This window comes from Microcoleus sp. D2_18a_D3, from assembly GCF_036702455.1.
Taxonomy (GTDB): Bacteria; Cyanobacteriota; Cyanobacteriia; order Cyanobacteriales; family Microcoleaceae; genus Microcoleus.
In genome coordinates this window covers 52005-75115 of the sequence record NZ_JAUBTK010000019.1, presented here as the reverse complement: position 1 = coordinate 75115, position 23111 = coordinate 52005, and the positions used below count along the sequence as shown (strand labels likewise).

Sequence of the window (23111 nt, the reverse complement as noted above, 5' to 3'; positions counted from 1 at the left end):
CCCCTTCTTTGGCTGATCCTCGAAACTTTGATCTGCAGACTAAACCAGCAAGCTAAAACTCTGAGCCGATAACTGGCTCGGCTGTACGCCCGTCAGTATAGCCAAAATCTGGTCGCTGTTGGCGATTCCGATCGCCGTTGAGCCGTTAGTTTCGGTTAATGACAGTTGATTGAAGTCCAAGCCTCCCAGCAACTCGATCGAATCAACTCCTGCGGTGAAGTTGAAAATCGTGTCAATTCCTCCGCCCGCTGACAAGACAAAGCCATTGCTGCCACTGCCACCGACGAGGGTATCGCTGCCAATGCCGCCAAAGAGCAAATCATCGTCGGTGTCAGCAAAGAGCAAATCATCGCCGCTGCCGCCAATTAAGGTATTGTTACCCTCGCCGCCACAGAGAGTGTCATTGCCTTGATCGCCAAACAGCACGTCGTCGCCAGCGCCTCCCAACATTACGTCATCGGCTTTGCCCCCGTACAATAAGTCATTGCCTTCGTCGCCAGAAAGAGAGTCGTTGCCACGATTGCCAAAAATCGTATCGTTACCGCGATCGCCAAAAATCAGGTCAAATCCTTTGCCACCGAAGAGAGTATCGCTATCGATGCCTCCGTAGACAGTATCGTTGGCTATATTGCCATTGATGTAGTCGCCGCCCCCTCGACCAAAGATCAAATCGTTGCCGCTCAACCCGAAGATAGAGTCACTGCCGACACTACCCACGATCGTATCGTCGCCGTTAGGGCCGTTGCTCACACCCGCTGAAGGAGTGCCCGCCTCATTGGGAGTAGCGATCCTGGGGAAGTTCTCAGGGCAAACCAAATCTGTCGGTACAGGTGGAGGCGTCGGCGTCGTTACAGGTGCAGGTGTCGGCGTCGTTACAGGTGCAGGTGTCGGCGTCGTTACAGGTGCAGGTGTCGGCGTCGGTGCAGGTGCAGGTGCAGGTGTCGGCGTCGGTGCAGGTGCAGGTGCAGGCGTCGGCGTCGGTACAGGTGGCAGTGGCGGTGGCGGCGGAGTCGGAGTCGGCGTCGGCGTCGGCGTCGGCGTCGGCGTCGGCGTCGGCACTGGGAAGTTCCCGAAGTTGATGCCGCTGACAATAGCGCCGGAAGTTAGGGTGATGTCGGCGGGTTCGGGTGTGCTTTGGGTGAACCCAGTTTGGTTGACTTCCCTGACGCGGTAGGTTCCCGGCGTTAGGTTCGCGAACAGGTAGTTGCCACTGTTGTCTGTGGTAGTAGTAACAGGATCAGGCGCAGTTCCAGCTACGACATTGGTTAACTGAATTTGGAAATTGGGTAAACCCGGTTCTCCAGCATCCTGAGTGCCATTGTTGTTGGTGTCTTGGAACTTCAGACCTCGGATCGCCCCCGGTTGGGGCAGGAAGTTGCCGAAGTCAATGCCTGTGATGTTATCGGAGGGATTCACCGTAACGGGAGCCGGGTTGGGGGTCGTCTGCGTCCAGCCATTTTGCTGGACTTCCCTTACCCTGTAAGTGCCTGCAGGTATATCTCGGAGAGTGTAGTTGCCCGCTGCATCAGTGATGGTAGTCGGTTCGCCCTGCTGAAACGATTCAGCCGGATTGATACTGTCGAGGAATATTTGCCAGTTAGCTAGCCCCAATTCTCCGGCATCCTTAATGCCGTTGTTGTTGAGGTCATTGAATTTTTGACCGCTGATGGTGCTCGACTGGAAGTTGCCGAAGTTGATATTAGCGATGTCTTGACCGCTGGTGACAGTGATGTCCGCCGGGTCGGGGGTAGTTTGCGTCCAAGTAGGCTGCAAGACTTCCCGCACCTTATAGGTTCCTGCTGACAAATCGAGGAATTTGTAGTTGCCTGCGGGATCGGTGTCAGTGTTCGCTTCTCCCGTGTCGAGAGTGCCGTTGTTGTTGGTATCGAGGAAGAATTTCCAATTGGGAAGTCCTAGTTCCCCGGTATCTTGTGCCCCGTTGTTGTTGAGGTCATTGAACTTCAGACCACTAATCGAGTTGGGTCTGAAGTTGCCGAAATTGTTGTTTTGGGAATCTGTGCCGCTGGTGACGGCGATCGTAAACGCGCCGGAAAGAGTAGGCGTAGCTGCATTGACGGGGGGCACAGTTTGCGTCCAGCCTGTTTGTGGCACTTCCCGCACTGTATAAGTGCCGGCTGGCAAGTTTGTGAACTGGTACTTACCGGCGACATCGGTGACGGTGGCGTTGGTGCCTGTTTCGGCTGGTACGGGGTCTTGCACGCCGTTGGTGTTGGCATCCAAGTAAATTGTCCAGCCTCCTAGGGGTGGTTCTGCTGGCAAATCTTGAGTGCCATTTTTGTTGAGATCGTTAAATTTAATCCCGCTGATTTTGCCTAGTTGGAAGTTGCCGAAGTTGGTGGGAGTGGCTGCGGTGTTGGTGATGTTGACGCCACTGTTGGTAGTGATGCTGCCAGTGGGGGCAAGAGTTGGTTGCCAATCAGGCTTTGGCACTTCCCGCAGGGTGTAGGTGCCGGGCCCAACGTCGGTAAAGGTGTAGTTGCCGGTGGGATCTGTAGTTTTGGTTTGTGCCACTGTACCGGTGACGGCGTTAACTAACTGAATATCAAAAGGAGTTGTCGGTGCTACCTCTCCCGCGTCTAGGACACGGTTGCCGTTTTTGTCCTCGAATTTGGTACCGCTAATGGTGATGTTTTTGAAGATACCGAAGTTGGTGGGAGTGGCTGCGGTGTTGATGACCGGAGTACCGCTTAGGGCGGTAACGGGAATTGCGGCAGCGGGAAAAGAGATCCTAGAGCCGGCTGGGGCCGTGGCTTGTATTAAATATTTGCCCGGGCCGATATCGGAGAAGGTGTAATCTCCGGCTCCGGCAGTCTGTACCGGCGCACCCACGATCGTATCTGTGGCTGCTTGGAATATGCCGTCGCCGTTGGTGTCTTGGTATAAAGTGACGGTGACCTCGTTTTGTGTGGTGTCATCGGACGTGAAGCCGTCGCCTTTGATGTCTGTGTAGGTTTTGCCCGCGATCGAGGTTTTTTTGAAATTACCGAAGTTGGCACCGGTAACATCAGCAGTACCAGTTGTCACCGTTGGTCTCAAAGTCTGTACCCAATCGGTTTGTAACGTTTCTCTGATCTCTGTATTTGCCTTAGTATCCGTGAGAGTGTATTGGCCGAGAGTGGCAGCAACGGCAGATGTTACATTAGTCTTCGTACCTGCGGTAATAGTCCAGCCGCCTAGACCTGGTTCAGTTGCCGCGGCACCTTGCAGGCTATCCCCGTTAAGGTCGTTGAATTTCTGACCCACGACCACGGGCCCGTACTCGTAAGCACCGATGTCAATATTCGGTTTGCTGACAAGAGTATTGTCAATTTTTCGAGGAAAGCCAGTACCTCGTTGGTCAAAAGCTGTAGCGCCCACTGCCGTTATTGTCGGGTCGCCCCCACCAATTGCAGGGTTGCTGCTAGTTGTGACCGGGCTGTTATCAACTAGGGCAAGGGTGAAAGGAGCCGGAGCCGTTGCGCCATTCAATCCGGCAGAGGCGGCTGGAGCTAATACATTTGTCAAAGGACCGGTTAGTTGCTGAGTCGCTGTGAAACCAGTGCTAGTGCCGAGAACCCCAATCAGGTTGTTATTTCCTGTGAATGCCCCTGTAACATCTGTGTCGGTAGTAGCAACGTTGCCAGCAACGATCGTGTTTTTGACTGTAACTGTACCGCCGTTGTTGTAAATTCCTCCGGCACTAGCAATCAGACTAGCCGGTATGCCAACTGTGGCGGCTGTTGCAGAGTTATAAGCGATCGTATTATTGGTCAGAGTAGCGGTAGCACCTAAGTTGACAAAAATCGCGCCACCAGCAGCTTGACCGGCACCTGCGGCAACATTACCAGCATTGCCACCCGTAACTGTGTTGCTATATAAGGTGCTGTTGGTCATGGTCAAAGTGCCACCGCGAACAAAAATCGCGCCGCCTAAACCTGCACCGCCGCCACCAAAGCCAATAGCACCTGCACCGCCAAAAGTGCCCCCGGCGCTTGCACCATTGCCACTACCGCCACCGCCGCCGAAGCCGCCAATGCCGCCAGCCCCGATAGCACCAGCCGCAGTACCTGTACCAAAAGTACCGCCAGCACCGCCACCACCACCAAAGGTGCCAGCACCGCCAGCACCGCCATTGCCACCATTACCTTGAGTACCACCACCGCCAGCACCGCCAACGCCACCGGCACCACCACCACCGCCGCCACTACCGACAACGCTACCAGCGCCACCAATGCCGCCAGTACCGCCAGTACCGCCAGAGAAAGTTGCAATACCTGTACCACCATTACCACCTGTACCACCATTACCGGCAGGACTGCCAGATCCACCGGCAGTACCTGGTTCGCCATTTTCTCCATTTCCGCCAAAGCTAGGCCGACCGTCGCGGCCATTTGCTCCATTTCCACCGGGTGTGCCTCGAAAAACAGTAGCCAAATCCGCGTTACCACCCTTGCCACCGTTCCCCGCCGCACCTGCACCGCCAACGGCAGAGTTATTAGAAAAAGTAACTCTGTCAACTGTGACTGTACCGTTGTTGATAAAAAGTGCGCCACCTAAGCCCGCAGCGCCACCACCACCGGTGGTTCCTGCGTTGCCTACTGCTTTTGCGGAATCAATGGTGAGGTTTGAGATGTTAAAGGTTGTGTTATCAACTACGAAGGCACGGTTGTTATTGCCACTGATCTTGAAACCACCGCCAACAATAGTGGTGGTGTCGGTAATTCTCGGCAATTGCCCTGCGAGGGTAATATCGGCAGTGAGAGTGATCGTGTCAATGCCACTGTTGATGTTGGCAACATTGATGGCATTTACCAGTCCGTTAAAGTCGCCAGTCGTTTGGTTCAAGTCAGGCAGTACGCCACTATAAGCTTCCCTCGCCTCTGCCGAAAATGCCAAAGGTGTTTCTATGTTGCCCGTAGTTACTTCTAGTTCCCAGTCTCCACCCAAGGCAGCACTACCGGTCAAGTTATCGGAAGCGGCAATATTTGCCCCGGTGAGCTGGCTCAGCCTTTGCACGAAAGCCACACCTGCTTCTGTGGCGGCGACGTTGCAACCGTAAAGTAGAATTTCGGGTTTAGCTGTAATTGAAGAGTTAGAGTTTGTTTCGGCTGCTGGCAAAGCAAACCATGTTTCTAAATAATTGCGGTAGCTTTCAATGTTGCACAGATTTAGTTCTGTTGCTCCCAGTTGCAAGCTGGCTGCTGCACCGTGAGACAAAATGTGGACGGCTGCAATGTTTTTCCGCTGTTTAAGTGTTTCGGCAATTTGCTCGATGCCGTCGCGATCGGCTTTGAGAATAACAATTTCTGTATCGGGATTGACCGTTTCTGTTAAACTTTCACAATCTTTAACTTGTGAATCTGCAAAAACTATCTGGTGTTTCCGTTCTTTATAGGGTTCCACGTTCAAATTCTCCTGGTACACACACACATCAAATTCATATCACAAACCAACCGCAGCAGCGCTCGAGCTTTTTCCAGCGCGGATGAGAGTCGATCGCCCCTAATTTCACCTAACCTAACTTTCACCTAAATTGAATATTGACAAAAAACTTTTTTTATGCTCCCCTGCCCTAACTGAGTTAGTTTGATTGTTTAGAAGTCTTAAAGGGGGATATTGTTCCGGCTGGTACAACAATAATGTTGGAGAAGACTTGCGCGCTGTTTATTGATATGCCAGAGATGGAGAAAAAACCAGATTTTATAAAAATTGTCAATCGAATAGTTAACTGATGACGCTCTATAACCTTTCTCAGAAAGATGAGGTACTCATGGGCATAGGGCATAGGGCATAGGGCATAGGGCATACCTCACTTTTTTGAGAACCGCTATATATTTGTTAATCAAGAGTCATCAGTCACGGTTATTAGCTGTAAGCTGGTGTTATTTGGTAGTTGTTAGCTGCTGAATTATCGGTATGTGCGATCCTCTTCGAGGGCTTCGCTAACGACCAACCGCCCTCAAATTTGTTTGTAGTGAGGAATGCAAATCCTCTGAGTTTTATGACGACTTGCATTCCTTACTAGAAGCTTGATAACGGTTATTTTACAGGAATAGATATGCTGGCTCATGACTAACATTCCTGGAGACTATTAGACTCAATAAACCTGCTCCAAGAAAGAAAATTAGGCGTGTCGGTCCAGAATATTAGCTCCTCTTCCAGTTGTGTGCGTCCAAGACTCACTAATTACCAAGTTTCTTCATCCGGGTTATTGGAATTGCTCCAGATTTCCACATCTAAATCATTGAGATACATCAGAGCCGTTTCAATCTGTTTACTTGTACCGTTAAGTTCCAAGTCAAACCAACCGTCATCTAAAGTTTTGACACCCAACAAAGCCGCATTAAAATTTACCGTCAAACCGTATTCAGAAATCAGGTTAGAGATGACAGGTTCCTGATGGTATTCTTTAGGAACACGAATGCGAATGCGGGTTTGAGTGGGTCGGCTGTCGCCACTATCAGAGTGGGGAATATCTGATTCTTGGGTTTTGTGAAAATGGTCTATCGCCTCAAATTCAGATTCGCTAGTGTTGTGAGCTAACATTTGGGACTCCTAATTTTTGTTTCAGTTTACACTTTGCACCAATATTTTGTAGGGTGGTTCGCTGTGAGATTTTCCAGCTTCCAAGCAGATTGTCGATAGCGCCGCACCATACTAATCACTGGTTTGAGGGATGAGGTTCACAGCGCGCACCCTAAAGCCCTAATGACTAATGACTAATGACTAATTACTAATGACTATTCTTCAACTTCTTTTATCCTAGTTTTTCGTTCTAAAATCTCCTTAAGCACGAGGGTAACAACGGCTAAAAGACCGAGAACTACCGCAGCCGAAAATGCGGCTTGCGTCGCGTACTGCTTGTAAGCATCCTCTACAAACAAAGGCAAAGTTTGCGTTTTCTTAGCAATATTTCCGGACACCACAGAGACGGCTCCAAATTCTCCCATTGCTCTAGCATTGGTCAAAATTACTCCGTAAAGCAATCCCCAGCGAATACTCGGAAGCGTGACATTCCAGAAAATTTGCCAGTCATTTGCTCCCAAAGTTTTCGCCGCCTCTTCTTGATCTGTTCCCACTTCTTCCAAAACAGGAATTACTTCGCGGGCCACAAAAGGCAAAGTAACAAAAGCAGTAGCCAGCACCATTCCAGGGAAGGCAAAAATAACCTTAATATTGGCCGCCTCCAGCCACTGCCCGAACCATCCCAGCCGACCGTAAAGCAGTACAATCATTAAACCTGCAACTACGGGAGAGATGGCAAAAGGCACGTCTAAAAGGCTGATTAATAGCGTGCGACCCGGAAATTTGTTGCGACCAATTACCCAGGCTGCACACAAACCGAATACTGTATTTACAGGCACGACAATCAGAGAAATTATCAGGGTTAGTTGCGCTGCGTGCAGAAAATCTGGCGAGGTTAAGTTAGAAAAAAATGGCTCAAATCCCTTTCTGAAAGCTTGATAAAAAACGTTGAGAGTAGGGATAAATAAGACAAGAGCGAGATAGCCGATCGCAATTCCGATTAAAGTTGGTTTTACCCAAGCTTTTTCCTGACTCCGACTAGAACCTGCGGGAGGAAATGTGTAACCAGCGGGTGAATTGATATTAGCCGTCATAGCGTCTTCTCCATGCTTGTAAGAGATTAATTGCGAACAGCATTGCCAGGGAAATACCTAACATGACAGTGCCGATAACTGTTGCTCCTGCATAGTCGTACTGTTCCAATCTTTGAAAAATTAATACTGGCGCGATTAAATCTTTGAACGGTATGTTAGAAGCTACAATTACAGTAGAGCCGTACTCGCCAACCGCTCGCGAAAATCCCAGTGCTACTCCGGTTAAAATAGACGGAAATAGCGGTGGCAAAACTACTCGCCAGAAAGTTTCAAATTGAGAAGCACCTAAGCACCAAGCTGCTTCTTCAATCTCTTTTTCCATCTCGTTTAAAACTGGCTGTACGGTTCTAACAATAAATGGCAAGGAAATAAATATCATCGCTATACCTACGCCCAATCGAGTAAAGGATATCTTGATTCCTAAAGGTGCAAAAAGCGAACCAATCCAGCCGTTATCGCTGTAAACTGTGGCGAGAGTTAAACCGGCGACGGAGGTAGGCAGTGCAAAGGGTAAATCGACTACTGCATCGACAATCCGTTTTAAGGGAAAGTCGTAGCGGACTAATACCCAGGCAATTAATGTGCCGAATACTCCGTTAATTAATGCCGCAATTAATGCCGTAAAGAAGGTGACATCGTAGGCGGAAAGGGCGATCGGACTGGTGGCAATTGCCCAAAATTCTGCGGGATTTGCTGTGCTGGCTTTCAGCAGCATTGCTGCAACTGGGAGCAATAGCATTAAGCTGAGGTAGCCTAGGGTGATTCCCCAAGGTAATGTTATTTTGCCGATCGCCTTTTTGATATTTTCGATCGGAGATTGAGGGTTACTGATTGCAGATGATCCAGCCATAAGTCAATAGTTTTGAGTTGGAAAGAATAATTGCTGCGGGGGCGGGTTTTACCAAAAATAATTGCCTAAAACCAATCATCTCGTAAACCCGCCCCGGTTCATTAGATAGATGTAGGGTGCAGCTCCATCCTACAATCTGCAAGGCGCGATCGCATATCTAGCAGCGACGCACCCTACCAGATACGGGTTTTACCAAAAATAATTGCCTAAAACCAATCATCTGGTAAACCCGCCCCGGCCACTACTGTTTAATTGAACCTTGGATTTTGTCAAAAACAGCTCCGTCATCGAAGAATTTCTGTTGAATATCTCCCCAACCTCCTAAGTCTTGAGCTGTAAAGAGGGTTTTGATGGGGGCATATTTTTTGACAAATTCTGGTTCCGCTGCTACTGTCGCATCTACTGGGCGGAAGCCTACTTTGGCAAATTCTCGCTGAGCTTCTGGGGTGTAGAGAAACTTGACAAATGCTTCGGCGACTTCGCGAGTACCGTGTTTATCAACGTTTTTATCGACGATGGCGATCGGATTGTCGATCGAAACATTGACTTCGGGAATACTATAAGTCGGTTTTTCGCCTTTCTCACCCGCCAAAATAATCTCGTTTTCGTAGTTAATTAAGGCGTCGCCTTGGCCTTGTTTGAAAAATACGTCGGTGGCTTCGCGGGCGTCTTTAGTCAGGATGGGGACGTTTTTGTAGACTTTAGTAGTCAAGTCTAATGCTTTGGTTTCGTCTCCTCCGGTTTTAACAACAGAGCCCCAAAGTGCGAGGAAATTCCAGCGGGCAACGCCTGATGTTTTAGGATCGGCAGTAATCACTTTTACTCCGTCTTTGCTTAAATCTTCCCAGGTTTTGATGCCTTTGGGATTGCCTTCGCGGGTGACTATTGCTCCTACGGATTTGCTAACTATGCCTTCGTTGGGGACTTCTTTTTCCCACCCAGGTTGAATTAGTCCGGCTTTTTCGATTTTTGCGGTGTCGAGGGCGAGGGCTAGGTGTACGATGTCTGCTTCTAAACCGTCAATTACGGCGCGAGTTTGGGAACCGGAACCGCCGTAGCTTTGGTTGAAGGTGACGGTTTGGCCTTTTTCTTTTTGCCATTGTTCTACGAATTTGGGAATTATCGCTTCGTGGGCGGCTTTGGTGACGGCGAAGGATACTAGGGTTAATTCTACGTTGCCTTTGTTGGCTGCTGGGCTAGCACCGCCTGGACTGCTGCCGGGACTGGCTGCGGGGTTGTTGGTGGTTCCCTGGCCGCAGGATGCAACGGCTAGACTTAAAGTTATTCCCACTAAAAATAGTGACACAAATCTTTTCAGCCCAGTCAATGATTTATTTGTACCGGCTGGTGGCTGTTGCGGCCAGTAAAGGTGTTGAGTTAGGCGTTGCCACGGGCTCATTATATTTGTTCCTCTAGATAAAGTACGGTTCTTAGGTAGGAATACCGTAATTATGGTTGTGAAGTACGATTATAGACAAGAGCGAGTGAAATGGCAACAAAAAAAACAAATTGGGGGAACTCAGGGTCGATCGCATATCCTGAAGTCTTTTCCGTCGGTGTTTTCTAGTCAGATTCGGGGTAAAATGTAAAGTGTATAAATAAATATTATTATTAAGTTAAGGTGCTAAGCTGGCGCGGCTGCACGATTCGCCTGCACGATACGCCTTACATATAGCATCGGCCGATCGCCCAAATCTAATAGCCCCGCCAAGAGTCCCCGCCCCAGGGGGATATGTCTGACTCGCGCGATCGCCCTTAACTAAGAAAAAGTTTTAACTGGTATGCCTTTACCCCGCCCAGTCTCAGACACTCTAATTGAACTGTTGAAGCCTGTAGCCTCTGAATTGGGAGAAAGATTGGGAGCAAGCGCTGTCAACGAACGCTATGCAGAAATTGAACCCTCTGGTTCTTCAGCTTTGAACCAGCAAATCAAAAAAGACCCCCGCTGGATTAAAGCACAAGTGAGATATTTGCAGCGGCAGCAGGCCAGAGAACAAGAATTAATCGCGATCGCCGACGCAGAAGAAAGGGTAAAAGAAGAACGGGCTAATCGAATTAAGGCACAAGAAGTAAGAGATAAGCGGGCAATTAGTCGGCTTTGCCGCGACTTAATGCGGGAGTTTCAATCAGAAGCAATTCGAGTTAAGCTGAGCGAAATTCAAACAATTTGGGACAGGGACAACTGGTTTTCTAATTTGAGCCGGCAGGAAACTGAACAGATTTTGCAGCAACAGCAGCACCGATTGCTGCTGTTAGTTGCTCCCGCAAAAATTAGCCAAGATTGCCCGGATTCGTTTCGCCACAATCTGAATATCGAGCTGCCGGCTAAGTTAAGAGCTTTTTTGAACCAGCACTACCCCCCGCACGGAGAGTTGTGCCCGGTTCAGTTTTACGGAGACTATTTCAAAAAATCCATTTCTGATATAGATGTGGAGCGGTTGCAGACTGTGTTGTCTCCCGTACCGACAGCTATACTGTACAGCGATATCAGCGATTATGAAGTTAATTTTCATGTTGGTTTTTGGGGAGTCATCAATCAGAGCGTTTCTCTAGTGGCGATGCAGCCTTGGAATTGGGAAGAGGTTTATCAACAGTTGGAGGCGGAGGGGAAAGATAAAAAGCTGAGCCTGCGGATTATTCGGCAAATAATTGTGACTATTCACAAGTTATTGGCGGCTTTTTTAGCGGATTTGTATTATTTAAATATCGATTTTACTCACGAACCTCAGCTATTTAATTTAGAGGCGGAATTTGCTCAGGAATGGTTTTCTAAAGATTGGGCAAAACCGTATATTGAAACTCTTAAAGAAATTCAGGAGCAGCAGCGAATAGTCTATAAGGGAGAGATGCGGCGGCTGGCGCTGCGAGAGGCGAAAGCTAGGGCGGAACGCCAGCGTTTGGAGGAGGCTGAACTCAAACGCAGAAAGGAAGCTGAGGCTGCAGCTAAGCGGGTGAAGGAATTAGCTCACAAATTCAAACATCAGAAATGGCGGTGTGTATATACGCTGCCGGGACATTCATCGTTTGTGAATTCTCTGGCGATTAGCCCTGACGGCAAAATTTTGGCTAGCGGTAGTTGGGATAAAACTATTAAGATTTGGGATTTAGAAACCACGGAATTAATTGGCACTCTGACGGGACATTCCGATCGCGTAAATTCAGTTGCTATTAGCTATGACGGAAAAATGTTGGTCAGCGGCAGTTCGGACGAAACAATTAAGTTTTGGAATTTGCACAACGGTGATTTGCTGTGTACTTTTCCGGGACATTCTATGGAGGTGAATTCGGTGGCGATTAACCCCAAGGGCGAGATAATAGCTAGCTGCGGCGGGGCTGATAATACGATTAAGCTGTGGAATTTGCGGACTGGTGAGTTGCTGCGGACTTTGAAGGGTCATTCGGACAATGTGAATTCGGTGGTTTTTAGCCCGGACGGTAAAATATTGGCGAGTGGCAGTTCGGATGCGACGAGTAAGGTTTGGGATGTGGAAAGTGGCAAGTTGCTGCGGACTCTTTCGGGGTTGAATGTTGGGGTGAATTCTGTGGCGATCGCGCCGGACGGTCAGATTCTTGCTAGCGTGAGCAATGATTATACGATTAAGCTGCGAAATTTGCACACGGGCAGTTTGTTGCGGATTTTAAATACTAATTATGCGAAGGGAAAGGGTGTAACGAATTTAGGAACGAATGAGGCGCTGCATATTTTGCAGAATTATGTGAGTCGGGGCGATTCGGTTGCTATCAGTGGGGACGGTTTGACTTTGGTTAGTGGCTGCGATGATAATACGATTAATATTTGGAATTTGCAGACGGGGGAGTTGTTGAGCAGTCTGAAGGGACATTCGGGTACGGTGTACTCGGTGGCGATCGCACCTTCGGGCAATTTGCTCGCCAGCGGCAGTGCGGATCAGACGATTAAGATTTGGCGGTGCGATTAGTTAATTGGCAGTGGGCAGACAATTTCGGTTTTGCCCTTACGGGGAGCGGTTTTGGGCGAATTTGAAAAAAAAATGGCTGGGGGGGTTGCGCTAATGACTATAAGTTTGCTATATTAAGTTTCACTGCTGGTGTAACTCAGTTGGTAGAGTAGCTGATTTGTAATCAGCCTGTCGCAGGTTCAAATCCTGTCACCAGCTTTATTAGTATAATTTTGATAGATATAACTAGCTACAGGTCAGAAGCTCTATGTTGACGATCGAGCAAATTGAAGCCGCTATCCTGGATTTACCACCAGATAAGTTTCATCAACTTTTGGAATGGTTTTTTGAGTTGGATTATCGGCGTTGGGACGTGCAGTTAGAACAAGATATTGCTGGCGGTAAGTTGGAAGATTTAGCCCAGGAGGCGATCGCAGATTTTGAGGCGGGGCGCTATCGGGAAATTTGATGCACTACACGACTCGTCGATTTTGGGAATGCTACAACGCTTTACCTGAAACCGTAAAGCTTTCAGCCGATCGATGTTACGAATTACTCAAAGCCGATCCAACTCATCCATCGCTGCATTTCAAAAAAGTCGGCAAGTATTGGTCAGTCAGAGCCGGACAAGACTACCGAGCTTTGGGTATAGGGATTGAGCAGGGTATTTTGTGGTTTTGGATCGGCGCGCACGCAGAGTACGATCGGCTTATTGGCTAACAGTAACCTCAATTTTACCTAACGCACAGCAGGCTTTTTTCAACCATTCAATTGCTGCTGCATCAAGTACGGGTTCCAGTTTCTCGACTACCGAAGCGTGATAATTATTCAACCATGCTAGTTGAGTCTTTGACAGTCGATCGACATTTATCAATTTGCGCTCAAACGGAATATACGTCAGCGGTTCAAATCCGTACCAAACCAAACCGTTTTTTGAGGGCATTTCCCTGACAACATAGAGATTTTCGATGCGAATTCCGCCCCATCCCGGTTCGTAATATCCCGGTTCAATGCTAGTTACCATTCCGGCTTCCAGGGGATACTGCACAGATTTGCTGATGCCATTGGGCCCTTCGTGACCGGCTAAAAACGCGCCGACTCCGTGCCCGGTGCCATGTCCGTAGTCTAGCTGTTGTTGCCATAATACCGCACGGGCGATCGCATCTAATTGTGCTCCCGTTGTTCCTTTGGGGAATTGCTGCATTGCACAGTTAATGTGCGCGATTAACACTGTGGTGTAGTGTTCTATTTGTAGCGCCGTCGGTTCTCCGATACTTACTGTTCTCGTATCGTCCGTTGTACCTGCTAAATATTGCGCTCCTGAGTCCAATAACAGCAGTTCCCCCGGTTTTAACGTTATTTCAGGGCTGGGGGTTCCATAATGTACGATCGAGCTATTGGCTCCCGCACCCGCGATCGTTCTAAAAGTTAAAGTCTGAAAATCTGTTTCTTGCTGGTAAAATCTTTCGATGGTTTCTTTGACATCAAACTCTGTCACTACCTTACCATTTTCTAGCTGTTCTGTCAACCACTTTAAAGTCAAAGTTTTCGCTCGACTTGCTTTGAAATTGGCTGATTTCATCTGCTCAATTTCAACTGGGTTTTTGCGAGCTTTCATCCCTTCTACCGGATGAGCATCAAAAACTATTTCGATGTTGTAGAACTGCGCTTCTTGCTGGTTTAAGAGTAACTGGTACGTGCCTGCTGTGCTGTGTTTCGGGTCTAAAAGTACCCGAACTTTATTTGGCAAATTTACACAAGTTTCTAATGTATGCCGATAGTCTGCGTAGGGAAGCAAAGTTACATCCGCCCGCAATTCTTGCTTGATTTCTAGGGGAATTCGTTCGGGATTTGTAAACAAAAACGCTGAATCCGTGGTGACAATGGCATAGGATATGAAAATGGGAATGTGGGGAATATCCGAGCCTCGGAGATTGAACAGCCACGCTATTTGATTCAGGTTGGTAATCGGCAGCACATCGATATTGGCGAGTTGCATCGCTTCCCTGACTCTGGCTAATTTTTCGGCGGCGGTTTCTCCTGTCAGGGATACAGGTAAGCTAAATATGGGTTCCGCATCAATCGCGGGTAAAGTCTCTGCTGTTTTCCAAGGATTTTGCGATCGCACTTTGTCTGTCAAATTCTCCGGGATTGGTATGAGTTCAATCTCCGCCGCTTCAAATTTTTTCACCCAATTTTGATATTGCTCTGTCCCTAGGGTAAACGGGTCAAAACCCAGGCGAATTTTAGTTGATTTTTGTGCCGCTTCTACAGCCAGTTTTTCTAAAGTTTCAATCGCGGTTAAATTTCCTTCTAAGCCGAGTTTCGATATTTCGATAAGTGCAGGATCTACTTGCAATTCTGCTTGTTCGTAGTAGCGGGAATCCACAAACAACCAAGCGGAATCTTTACCAACCAACAAATCGCCGGCGGAACCCGTAAAACCGCAAATCCAAGCTCGCCGTTGCTTGGCTGCTGGAACTGATAAATTTAAGTGTTCGTCAACCGCTGGGATGAAATAGCAATCTAAGCCATAATCTGCCATCAAATCGCGCAAGTCTGCCAGTTTTGCAGCGGAGGTATCTTGAATATTTGTATTTGCTTTCAAGTTAGTGGAAACCATTTTGAATTTTCCTATTTTACTTGTTTAAAATTGTCTTCAAACCTTTAACTAATCTCCTAATACCTGCGGTGGCGGTTGCTTTCTCCAAAGCACCGTAAGCAACCCGCAAATAGCAGCCGTTATCCATGCCGAAGGTTGTACCGGGAAGCACTGCTACGTGATATTCGCGAATTAATTTTTCTACTAATTCCATTGTATCGATTTCAGTATCAACTTTCAAGAAAAAGTAGAATGCTCCGCAGGCGGGGGAAATTGTACACAAGTTTTGGATGGTATTGAGTTCGTCTAATACGAGTTGTCGCACGGATGCGATCGCCCTTACATAATTATCGCAGTAACCTCTACCAACTTGCAAGGCTCCCAGGGCTGCATATTGAGAAATTACTGGGGGACAAATTAAGATTGTATCTTGAATTTTTCTCACTGAAACGAGCAAGTGTTCTGGGATTACCATATATCCGATCCGCCAACTCGCAAAACCGTAGGCTTTGGAAAGGCTAAATAGAGAAATTGTATGTTCGCTGCTGTGGGGAAAAGCAGCGGGCGAACAGTGTTTGACGCCGTTATAAGTAAAATATTCATAAGCTTCATCGCTGATGTGATAGATGTTGTGCTGGCGACAAATTTCGTTAACTTCTCGGAGTGCTTCGGCTGAATAAACAACACCAGTGGGATTATTTGGTGAAATGGTAACTATGGCTCGCGTTTTGTCGGTAATTGCTTTTTTTATAGCATCGATATTAAGTTGATAATTGGCGTCAGTTTCTACTATCACAGGTCGGCAACTTGCCATAATTGCCGCCATTTCGTGGTTGAAGTAATAAGGTGATTGGATAATAACTTCGTCTCCCGCCGAGGTGATAGCGAGAATGGCGTTGGTAAATCCCATGTTGCTGCCTGCGGTAACGACAATGCAGTTTTTGCTATTAATTTCTATGTCGTTATCTGTTTTTAGTTTGGCTGCGATAGCATCTTGTAATTGTGGAATTCCTTCCACGGCTTTGTATTTGTGATTGTCGGTATTTGCGAAGAATTCGGGGATTTTTTCAAATGATTCTTGTGGCGGATTGTAGTAAACTACGCCTTGTCCTAATGATATCGTTCCCGGATTTTGGCGAATCAGTTCGCCAACTACTGGAATTATGGGCGACTGTACCGATTGCATTCGAGTCGGCTGATTTTTCATATAATTTTTGTTTCTTGGGGCGTTAAGTAAATTGACATAACTTACAGATTAGAACCCCGATTTGGAGGATTCAGGGTTCTGGGTATTTTGTTGTTTGGGAGATTATTTAAGGATTTACGCTATCGCAAATCCAGTAAATTGCCGTACATAAGGCGCTCGAAATCCCAACACAATATCTGTTTTATGGACTCCAAATTCGAGAAATTGATTTGCAATTCCTGCTTCAGTAAAATCGCGCTGAATCCAAATCTTTCCATCTTTGATATCAACATGAATCGGACATCCATGAATTCGTTCTTCATCCCGCCATCCCACATACAACAATAAATAGCGATCTCGTTCAGTATCGAAAACAATTTCAGTGGTTTCTACATCTTGCTCAGACTGCTCTTTCGCGTGTTGATGTATGACTTTTTGAACTAAATGGCGATAATCTAATCTTTCCATTTGGCCTAAGTCTTATTATATTATAATTAAACTCTCTCAACTTCTATTTTAGAACCTTGCGGGGATTTGGAAACTTTAACTTGGGCGGGCAATCTTTCGCCCAATTCTCTAACGTGGGTAATCACTCCAATCAGCCTGTCTCGCTGGCGCAAAGATTCTAAAATTTGAGTAACGCTTTCGAGAGTTTCGGTATCTAAAGTACCAAATCCTTCATCTAGAAATAAGCTGCCCAAGTGAGTTCCTTGAGACAGCTTTTCTGACAAAGCTAAAGCCATTGATAAGGAAGTGGCAAAGGTTTCGCCACCGGAAAGAGTGCGTACTCGTCTAGCTTCGCCGCCGTTCCAATTATCTGCTACCCAGTATTCGCCGTCTTGGTTTATTAGTTTGTAGCGATTTTCGGTTAATTCTTGCAAGATTAAGGTGGCGCTGCCGACTAATTCTGCTTCTAAATGTTCTAAAATGTATGATTGAAATTCGTTGGATTTGAGATTCTGGGCTAAGGTGTGATAAGTTTGCTCTTGTTCTGTGAAATTTGTGATTTGCTGTGACAGTCTTTCGGCTTGTTCGAGATTTTGAGCTGCTACTTGAATCCACGCTAACAGTTCGGCGCGGTTGTTGTTGGCTTGTTTGAGGTTTTCTTGGGCGGTATGTTTTGCCGATCGCACTTGTGCTAAAGTATTTTCATCGGTAGTTCTGCCTGCGATCGCCTCGCTCAAATCTTTCGCCCGCGTCTCTAACTGAATTTTTGATTCGCGGTGAGAGCGAATAGCATTTTCCCATTCTGATTGTTCCTTAACTGTCGCAACCGCTGCTAAAAATGTCTCTTCTGTGAAATCAGCCGCTGTTAATTTTGCTGACCAATCCAGGTTTAACTGCTGTTTCTGGGCTTGGGCTTGTCCAAAAGCTTCTCCAGCTTGTTGCTCTCTCTCTGCGGCTTGAATAACCTTATTTTGAGCAGTTTGATATGATTTTTCGGCAACTTTCAGCAGATTTGCCAAGTCTTGCTTGTCTTGTTCTAAGACTTTTGCTAAATTAGCATAAGGTTGATATTCAGTAATTTGATAAAGCGCATTTACACAACTTTGCAACTGCTGCTGCCGACGGTCTGATTCGGCGATCGCATCTTGATATTCCTGCTGTTTAGCTGCTTGAGTCGCCACAGCAAAATTAAATTTTTGTTGAAAATTATCATATTCCAATGATGCGAGTTGGAACTGCTGTTCGGTTTGGCGGTATTGGCGATCGCTCTCTTTAAGTATTGCCAACTCCTGCTGCAACCCCAAGCTTTCCCACTGAGGATTTTCCAGCACTTGAGTGATTTGCTGCTGCAATTGAGCAACTTTATTCGCAGTTAATTCCAACATTTGAGCAATTTCAGACTCTTTTTGCCGGCAGGCTGAAACTGCACTTTTTCCCTCAGCAGCCAACCTTTGAGCATCTTGAAAAACCTGATTTGCATCCGCCAATTTCCGCCGCAAACCAGCGACATCGACAATATTAGAATCGGGCAAAGGAGGGAGCCGATCGCTCTCAGGATGCACCCCCCCACACACCGGGCAAGTATCGCCAGAATTCAGCGACATTCTGACAGCAGCAACACTCTCTAAACGTGCCGCTTCCGCATTAGCGGTTTGGGCCGCTTCTAACTCGCGATCGCACTCTTTTAGTCGGATTTCTGCTGCTTCTAAATTAGTGGCAACCTCCACATAATTTTGTTCAGCCTTTTCCTTCTCTGCAATAGAGTTCTCCAACTGTTCTTCCTGAGTTTTTTGCTGCTGGGCAATTAGCTGCAATTCCATCAATAAGGGTGCAATTTGCTGCAATTGCTCTAAACGCTTTCCTCCCGGCGCATACTGTTCGAGTTGTGCCGCTGCTTGAGTAACTCGAAAACCCGCGCCTTGAATTTTAGTGTTAGCAGCTTGCAAATCTTTATCTGCTGCTATAAAAAAGCGGAGTTTTTCCTGTTGAATTTTTTGGGCAAGCGCAACTTCTTTTTCTAATTGAGCGCGCTGTTCTTCATATACTTTAGCAGCAGCTAAAGCATCTTCGCGAGCCTTAATTTGTGGCGCTAGCACCTCTTCTTTCGCTTTTGCCGCGTCAAGTTGCTGTTGCTCTACTGCTAGCTCAGATCGAGCTTTAATTAACTGCTTTCGCGCTGCCACCGAGGCACTTTCTGCAGTTTCATACTGACTGCGAGCCGATCGCACTAAAGCCCAATCTCCCTGTAAATGATTGGCAGCTTGCGCTCTTTCTAAACGCTGTGCTAAAATTTTCATCTCAGCGGAATTAGCATTTAATTCAGCCAGTTGTTGTTGTAACTCTTGCCAGCGAGCTATTTGCGAAAATAGCTGTTCCTCTTCATCTAGATCCTTCTGAGCTTTCATCACAGCGCGATCGAACTGGGGCAACTGCTGCTCTAAAATCAAAAGTTGCGATCGTCTTTGAGCCACCTCATCCGCCGTCGGCGCACTCAAATCCGCTAGCTGCCTTTCCACCATTTCCCGTTCCTGTTTCAGCAACTTTGCGAGTTCATTTGTTTCCTTCCGCATCTGCTCAAAAATCTCAAATCCCGCTAGCTGCCGCAAAATTTCCCGGCGTTTTGATGTATCCCCTTTAATAAACTCATCAAACTTGCCTTGAGGCAGAACAATTGCTCGCGTAAAAGTATCAAAATCCATTCCTAAAATCTGTTCAATGGTATTTTGAACAGCAACGATACTCGTCCCCAAAGTTTCCCATTGACCATTTTGCCAGTTGTCCAAAATCACCTTATTTTCGGGAGATTTCGGACGAAAACGCCACCTTCGCGTCACCCGATACTGTGCCGAACCCACAGCAAAACGCAACTGCACTTTTAAATTTTCGCTGCCTTGACTTGCCAAATCACTTACTTGTTTGCCGCTGCGAGTTGTCGTGCCAAAAAGAGCGTAAGTCATGGCATCTAGGAGTGAAGATTTGCCCGCACCTGTAGCACCAGTAATTGCAAACAAATCGAGTTGAGAAAAATCTAAACGCTGTTCGCGGTGGAAGCTGGTAAATCCTTCGAGAATAAGTTCGAGTGGACGCATACTGATTTTAGATTGGGGATTTGGGGTTTTAGATTGTTATATTCAGGTCTACTGTCTTCCTTCTACAGTCTTCCCGATCCCCCCTAACCCCCCTTAACAAGGGGGGGACAAGAGTATTATCAAAGTCCCCCAACAACCAGGGGGATTTAGGGGGATCTAGACTCGACTACAAGCGACATTGAGCGTGGGTTTCAGTCTTAACACTATTTGAAATTTGAGATTTTGGATTTTGGATTGTATCTTTTTACCCATTTAATTGTTAACTGTTTCCTTAAACTTCTTGTACAAATTTTTAAATTCCTCCAATACTGCCGGTTTTGGTGTCGTTCCCAATCGGTTTTGATAATAGTTGCAAAACTCTGCTGCCGGATCGAAATTATTGGGATCGATATTAGTTATTTCGGTTGCTTCTAGCGCTGCATCTGGATAGCGCGGTTCAATTAACAGCGCTTGAGAACAAATTTGGCGCACTCGATCGGCAAGTCCGATTTGCGGACTGTCCAGTTCTACAATTACTTTCAAGAAACCCGGATGATACTGATGAGCTTGTAAAGTTTCATCCAGATTGTCGTTATGACATTTAAGCACTTTTAAGGGCTTGTGGCAAGCCACAGGCTTAAATTCCACCTTGGCCTGACTTCCCGGCTCAACTTCTATCAAGCAAAATCCTTTTTCCTGTTCCGCTTCTCCAAAATCTAACTGAATCAAAGAACCGGAATAATAAGCGGGAGAAGTCTCAGAAATTCGCTGGTGAATGTGGATGTGTCCGAGGGCAACATACTGAGCTTCCGGCGGCAGAGTTTGCGAGGACAGCAGGTATTTTTCTCGCGTGTAATAAGCGGCTTCAGATTTGGCCAAGCGAGCGCCGTCAATGCTCATGTGTCCCATGAGAATATTGACAGTATTGTCTCTAAACTCTCTGGTTAAATCTTCGAGTAAATATGCTACTATTTCGCGGTAGTCTTTTCGGCGATCGGCATCGCCAGACTGCCAGAGAGAATTAGCATCTAACAGTCTTTGTTCGGAAGCAAAAGGCATCGCTCCCACACAAAGTTTACCGCTTTTTGTATTGAGAGTAATCGTGCCGCCGTCTGCAGAAAGCCTGGGTTTGCCTAAAGCGCGCACACCGGCGAGGGAAAGCAATTGCGCGATGCTGTCGATGCGGGATGCGGAATCGTGATTACCGGCGATCGCAATTGCGGGAATTCCGGCTGCTTGGAGTTCGCAGAAAAAGTTATAAGCAATGCGTTCGGCGTAAGCGGGAGGGTTGGGCACGTCGAAAATGTCGCCGGCAACGAGCACAGCATCGACATCCAAGGCTTTTGCTTGCTTCAAAATCTGTTCGAGGGCGATCGCAATTTCAAAAGTGCGATCGATCCCTCGAAAACGTCGCCCTAAATGCCAGTCAGCAGTATGAATTATTCGCATAGTACAAGGAGTTTTTTGTTTATTTTCATAGAAACCTGTAACTTTTCAATCTTCCTCATTTTCGTGAATGGCTGTTTCAATCTCATCACGATATGCCTCAGCATAACTAAAAGCATTCACCAAATCTGTTGCACAGAGATCGGGATGACCTTCTAAAATATGAGCATCGGTGGCATCTTGACGGCGATAGCTTATTAACAGCCAAACAGGAATCCGCGTTTTTCGGATACAGGCGGCACCACCCATGACACCGGGAGTCTTTTGAATTCCAGACCCAAGGTATTCTATCACTTCTACTCACTCCGAAGGACGGTTAACTCGAATCAGTAAACTTCTCACTGATTCTCGATTAGCAATAGCTTCATTAATGCGTAAAGCCAACAGATCCCTATTTGAATCATCTTTACAAACAATGATACCAGCATGGTCGGGTTGTAATGTATGCAGCCTGATAAAATGACGGCGATTGAGCGTTAAAATAGCGCGGTCAATACTGACTGCAAAAGCTAACACTTCTTCATCAGGAATTTTTTGATTAGCATTTCCTGCTTCCTGTACGGTAAGGACATCGTGACCTAAAGCCCTCAACAATTCCACAACCCGCTTCGGAAATTGTTCATCTGCATAGAAACGCGCCACTTTTCAATCTTCCTCATTGTCTTGAATTGCTATTTCAATCTCATCAGGATATGCCTCAGCATAAGCCCAAGCATTCGCCAAATCAGCGGCACGCAGAGTCGGATAGTCTTCTAGGAGTTCAGCTTCAGAAATACCTAAACGGCGAGCATTCACCAGCACCCAAACAGGAATTCGCGTTTCTCTGATGCAAGCATCGCCGCCGCACACGCCCGGAGTCTTTTGAATTCCAGACCAAAATTTTCTTAAACTTTGGGCTAGTAATTCTATAGCTTGAGCCTTCTCTTCGGGAGTTAAAGCCAAGAGTTGCGGTTGCAATTCTTTCAGTGTCATGTTTGTAATTATTGAGGTCATGAATATTAATTTTTTTTACCATACAGGTATTCTAGCACTGGTGGCTAAATCAAAACTTTCATTCAACAGGCTTCACATCGTGAAACCGAGTATAATCAACCACCCGCCCTCCCGTCGCCGATTTCAAAAGAATATCTACAAACCGCATATTCCACATAATTTCCGACGCCACAAAAGAATGTCGCGCATGAATAGTTTGCGAAACAGTTTCGTCAATTCCTGTTAACGTAATTACAATTTCCGCTTGCTGTTCCATCAAGTCTTGGGCAGTAAGTTGGTACAAAGGACTGCTCTCCTCAATTGCGTGCATAACCGTCCAAGTTAATGCAAAAACGGGAGAGTGACTTCGCACCAATTGCAAATCGTAAAAACGCCGCATAAATTCTCCTTCCGGTGTTACCTCGTCACGGATCAAAGTAGCTCGCTGCTGCGCTTCTAAAATTTGGTTAAAACGCTGATTTGCCGTGCGGTACATCAGAGTCGGAACGCCGTTGAAAGGAGCGATCACAGCTACGCGGCTGAAGATAACTCTAGCTGTTGGTCGAGAAAATCTAGCAAAAGCCAGTCCCGTAATCATCGCGACTCCCCACAAACCAAAAAGCGCTTGGATCGCGACTATAGTATTAGCGTAATCCGTGCGCGGATACATAGAGCCGTAGCCGATCGTCGCCATTGTTTGCACGCTGAAATAAAAGGCATCTGGGAAAGAACCCGGCCGCGCGTTAGCAATGCAATCTCCTCCCGCCAAGTAAGCTAAAGCAAATAAAGAATTTGTGACTATATAGGAGAGACAAATGAGGATGAAAAATCGCGGCCAAGAAAGAGTTAGCAGCCTGTGGTAGAGGTCGGCAAAATGCAGGCGAGGTACTCCCAACTTGACAATATTTAAGGGCAATTGTCCTTTGCGACTGACTAAACGAGCCTGTGGCTGGTGCTTGCGGTTGATTTTCATTGCGATTTGTAACTGCGGCTGTTTCAATTTG

The 23111-nt window shown here is 46.9% G+C and carries 17 protein-coding genes and 1 tRNA gene; 4 read left to right on the top strand and 14 right to left on the bottom strand.

The window, feature by feature from the left end:
- Positions 1-39 precede the first annotated feature (39 nt).
- The 5 genes from QUB06_RS11880 to QUB06_RS11860 all read right to left on the bottom strand — a co-directional run bounded on the left by QUB06_RS11880 (position 40) and on the right by QUB06_RS11860 (position 9868).
- Positions 40-5403, bottom strand: coding sequence for a DUF4347 domain-containing protein (locus QUB06_RS11880; RefSeq protein WP_333435431.1), 5364 nt, complete (start codon positions 5401-5403; stop codon positions 40-42).
- A 783-nt stretch (positions 5404-6186) separates the two neighbouring features.
- Entirely contained in the window at positions 6187-6546 is a 360-nt protein-coding gene (locus QUB06_RS11875) for an NIL domain-containing protein (RefSeq protein WP_333281945.1), read from the bottom strand.
- A 194-nt stretch (positions 6547-6740) separates the two neighbouring features.
- Positions 6741-7619, bottom strand: a complete 879-nt coding sequence (gene cysW / locus QUB06_RS11870; RefSeq protein WP_333435430.1) for a sulfate ABC transporter permease subunit CysW — start codon at positions 7617-7619, stop codon at positions 6741-6743.
- Complete coding sequence (gene cysT, locus QUB06_RS11865) at positions 7609-8469, bottom strand: sulfate ABC transporter permease subunit CysT (RefSeq protein ID WP_333435429.1); 861 nt, start codon at positions 8467-8469, stop codon at positions 7609-7611. Before cysT ends, cysW begins: the two co-directional genes overlap by 11 nt.
- 241 nt (positions 8470-8710) lie before the next feature.
- Entirely contained in the window at positions 8711-9868 is a 1158-nt protein-coding gene (locus tag QUB06_RS11860) for a sulfate ABC transporter substrate-binding protein (protein ID WP_333435428.1), read from the bottom strand.
- Positions 9869-10250: 382 nt separating this feature from the next.
- Between QUB06_RS11860 and QUB06_RS11855 the strand changes: the two genes are divergently transcribed.
- From QUB06_RS11855 to QUB06_RS11840, 4 genes are all read left to right on the top strand, one after another.
- Positions 10251-12407, top strand: coding sequence for a WD40 domain-containing protein (locus QUB06_RS11855; RefSeq protein WP_333435427.1), 2157 nt, complete (start codon positions 10251-10253; stop codon positions 12405-12407).
- A gap of 125 nt (positions 12408-12532) precedes the next feature.
- A tRNA-Thr gene (locus QUB06_RS11850) sits at positions 12533-12605 on the top strand.
- Between the two features lie 49 nt (positions 12606-12654).
- On the top strand, positions 12655-12855 hold the full coding sequence (locus QUB06_RS11845) for a hypothetical protein (protein ID WP_333372532.1): 201 nt from the start codon (positions 12655-12657) through the stop codon (positions 12853-12855).
- On the top strand, positions 12855-13106 hold the full coding sequence (locus tag QUB06_RS11840) for a hypothetical protein (protein WP_333103119.1): 252 nt from the start codon (positions 12855-12857) through the stop codon (positions 13104-13106). The genes QUB06_RS11845 and QUB06_RS11840 overlap by 1 nt, the downstream gene beginning before the upstream one ends.
- Here the strand turns inward: QUB06_RS11840 and QUB06_RS11835 are convergent.
- The 9 genes from QUB06_RS11835 to QUB06_RS11795 form a co-directional block, all read right to left on the bottom strand.
- Entirely contained in the window at positions 13096-15009 is a 1914-nt protein-coding gene (locus tag QUB06_RS11835; RefSeq protein ID WP_333435426.1) for an aminopeptidase P family protein, read from the bottom strand. The two genes, QUB06_RS11840 and QUB06_RS11835, sit on opposite strands and share 11 nt — an antisense overlap.
- Positions 15010-15025: 16 nt before the next feature.
- A complete protein-coding gene (locus QUB06_RS11830; RefSeq protein WP_333435425.1) occupies positions 15026-16195 on the bottom strand; it encodes a pyridoxal phosphate-dependent aminotransferase in 1170 nt (389 codons plus the stop codon).
- A gap of 114 nt (positions 16196-16309) precedes the next feature.
- On the bottom strand, positions 16310-16642 hold the full coding sequence (locus QUB06_RS11825; RefSeq protein ID WP_333435424.1) for a XisI protein: 333 nt from the start codon (positions 16640-16642) through the stop codon (positions 16310-16312).
- A gap of 26 nt (positions 16643-16668) precedes the next feature.
- Entirely contained in the window at positions 16669-19710 is a 3042-nt protein-coding gene (locus QUB06_RS11820; RefSeq protein ID WP_333435423.1) for an SMC family ATPase, read from the bottom strand.
- A gap of 252 nt (positions 19711-19962) precedes the next feature.
- Positions 19963-21138, bottom strand: coding sequence for an exonuclease SbcCD subunit D (locus QUB06_RS11815; protein ID WP_333435422.1), 1176 nt, complete (start codon positions 21136-21138; stop codon positions 19963-19965).
- Between the two features lie 45 nt (positions 21139-21183).
- Positions 21184-21429, bottom strand: coding sequence for a DUF433 domain-containing protein (locus QUB06_RS11810; protein ID WP_445251376.1), 246 nt, complete (start codon positions 21427-21429; stop codon positions 21184-21186).
- 6 nt (positions 21430-21435) lie between these two features.
- On the bottom strand, positions 21436-21777 hold the full coding sequence (locus tag QUB06_RS11805; protein ID WP_333435421.1) for a DUF5615 family PIN-like protein: 342 nt from the start codon (positions 21775-21777) through the stop codon (positions 21436-21438).
- Between the two features lie 3 nt (positions 21778-21780).
- Positions 21781-22107: a DUF433 domain-containing protein gene (locus tag QUB06_RS11800; protein WP_333435420.1), complete on the bottom strand. Its 327-nt coding sequence runs from the start codon at positions 22105-22107 to the stop codon at positions 21781-21783.
- 79 nt (positions 22108-22186) lie between these two features.
- A complete protein-coding gene (locus QUB06_RS11795; RefSeq protein WP_333435419.1) occupies positions 22187-23080 on the bottom strand; it encodes an ion channel in 894 nt (297 codons plus the stop codon).
- Positions 23081-23111 lie beyond the last annotated feature (31 nt).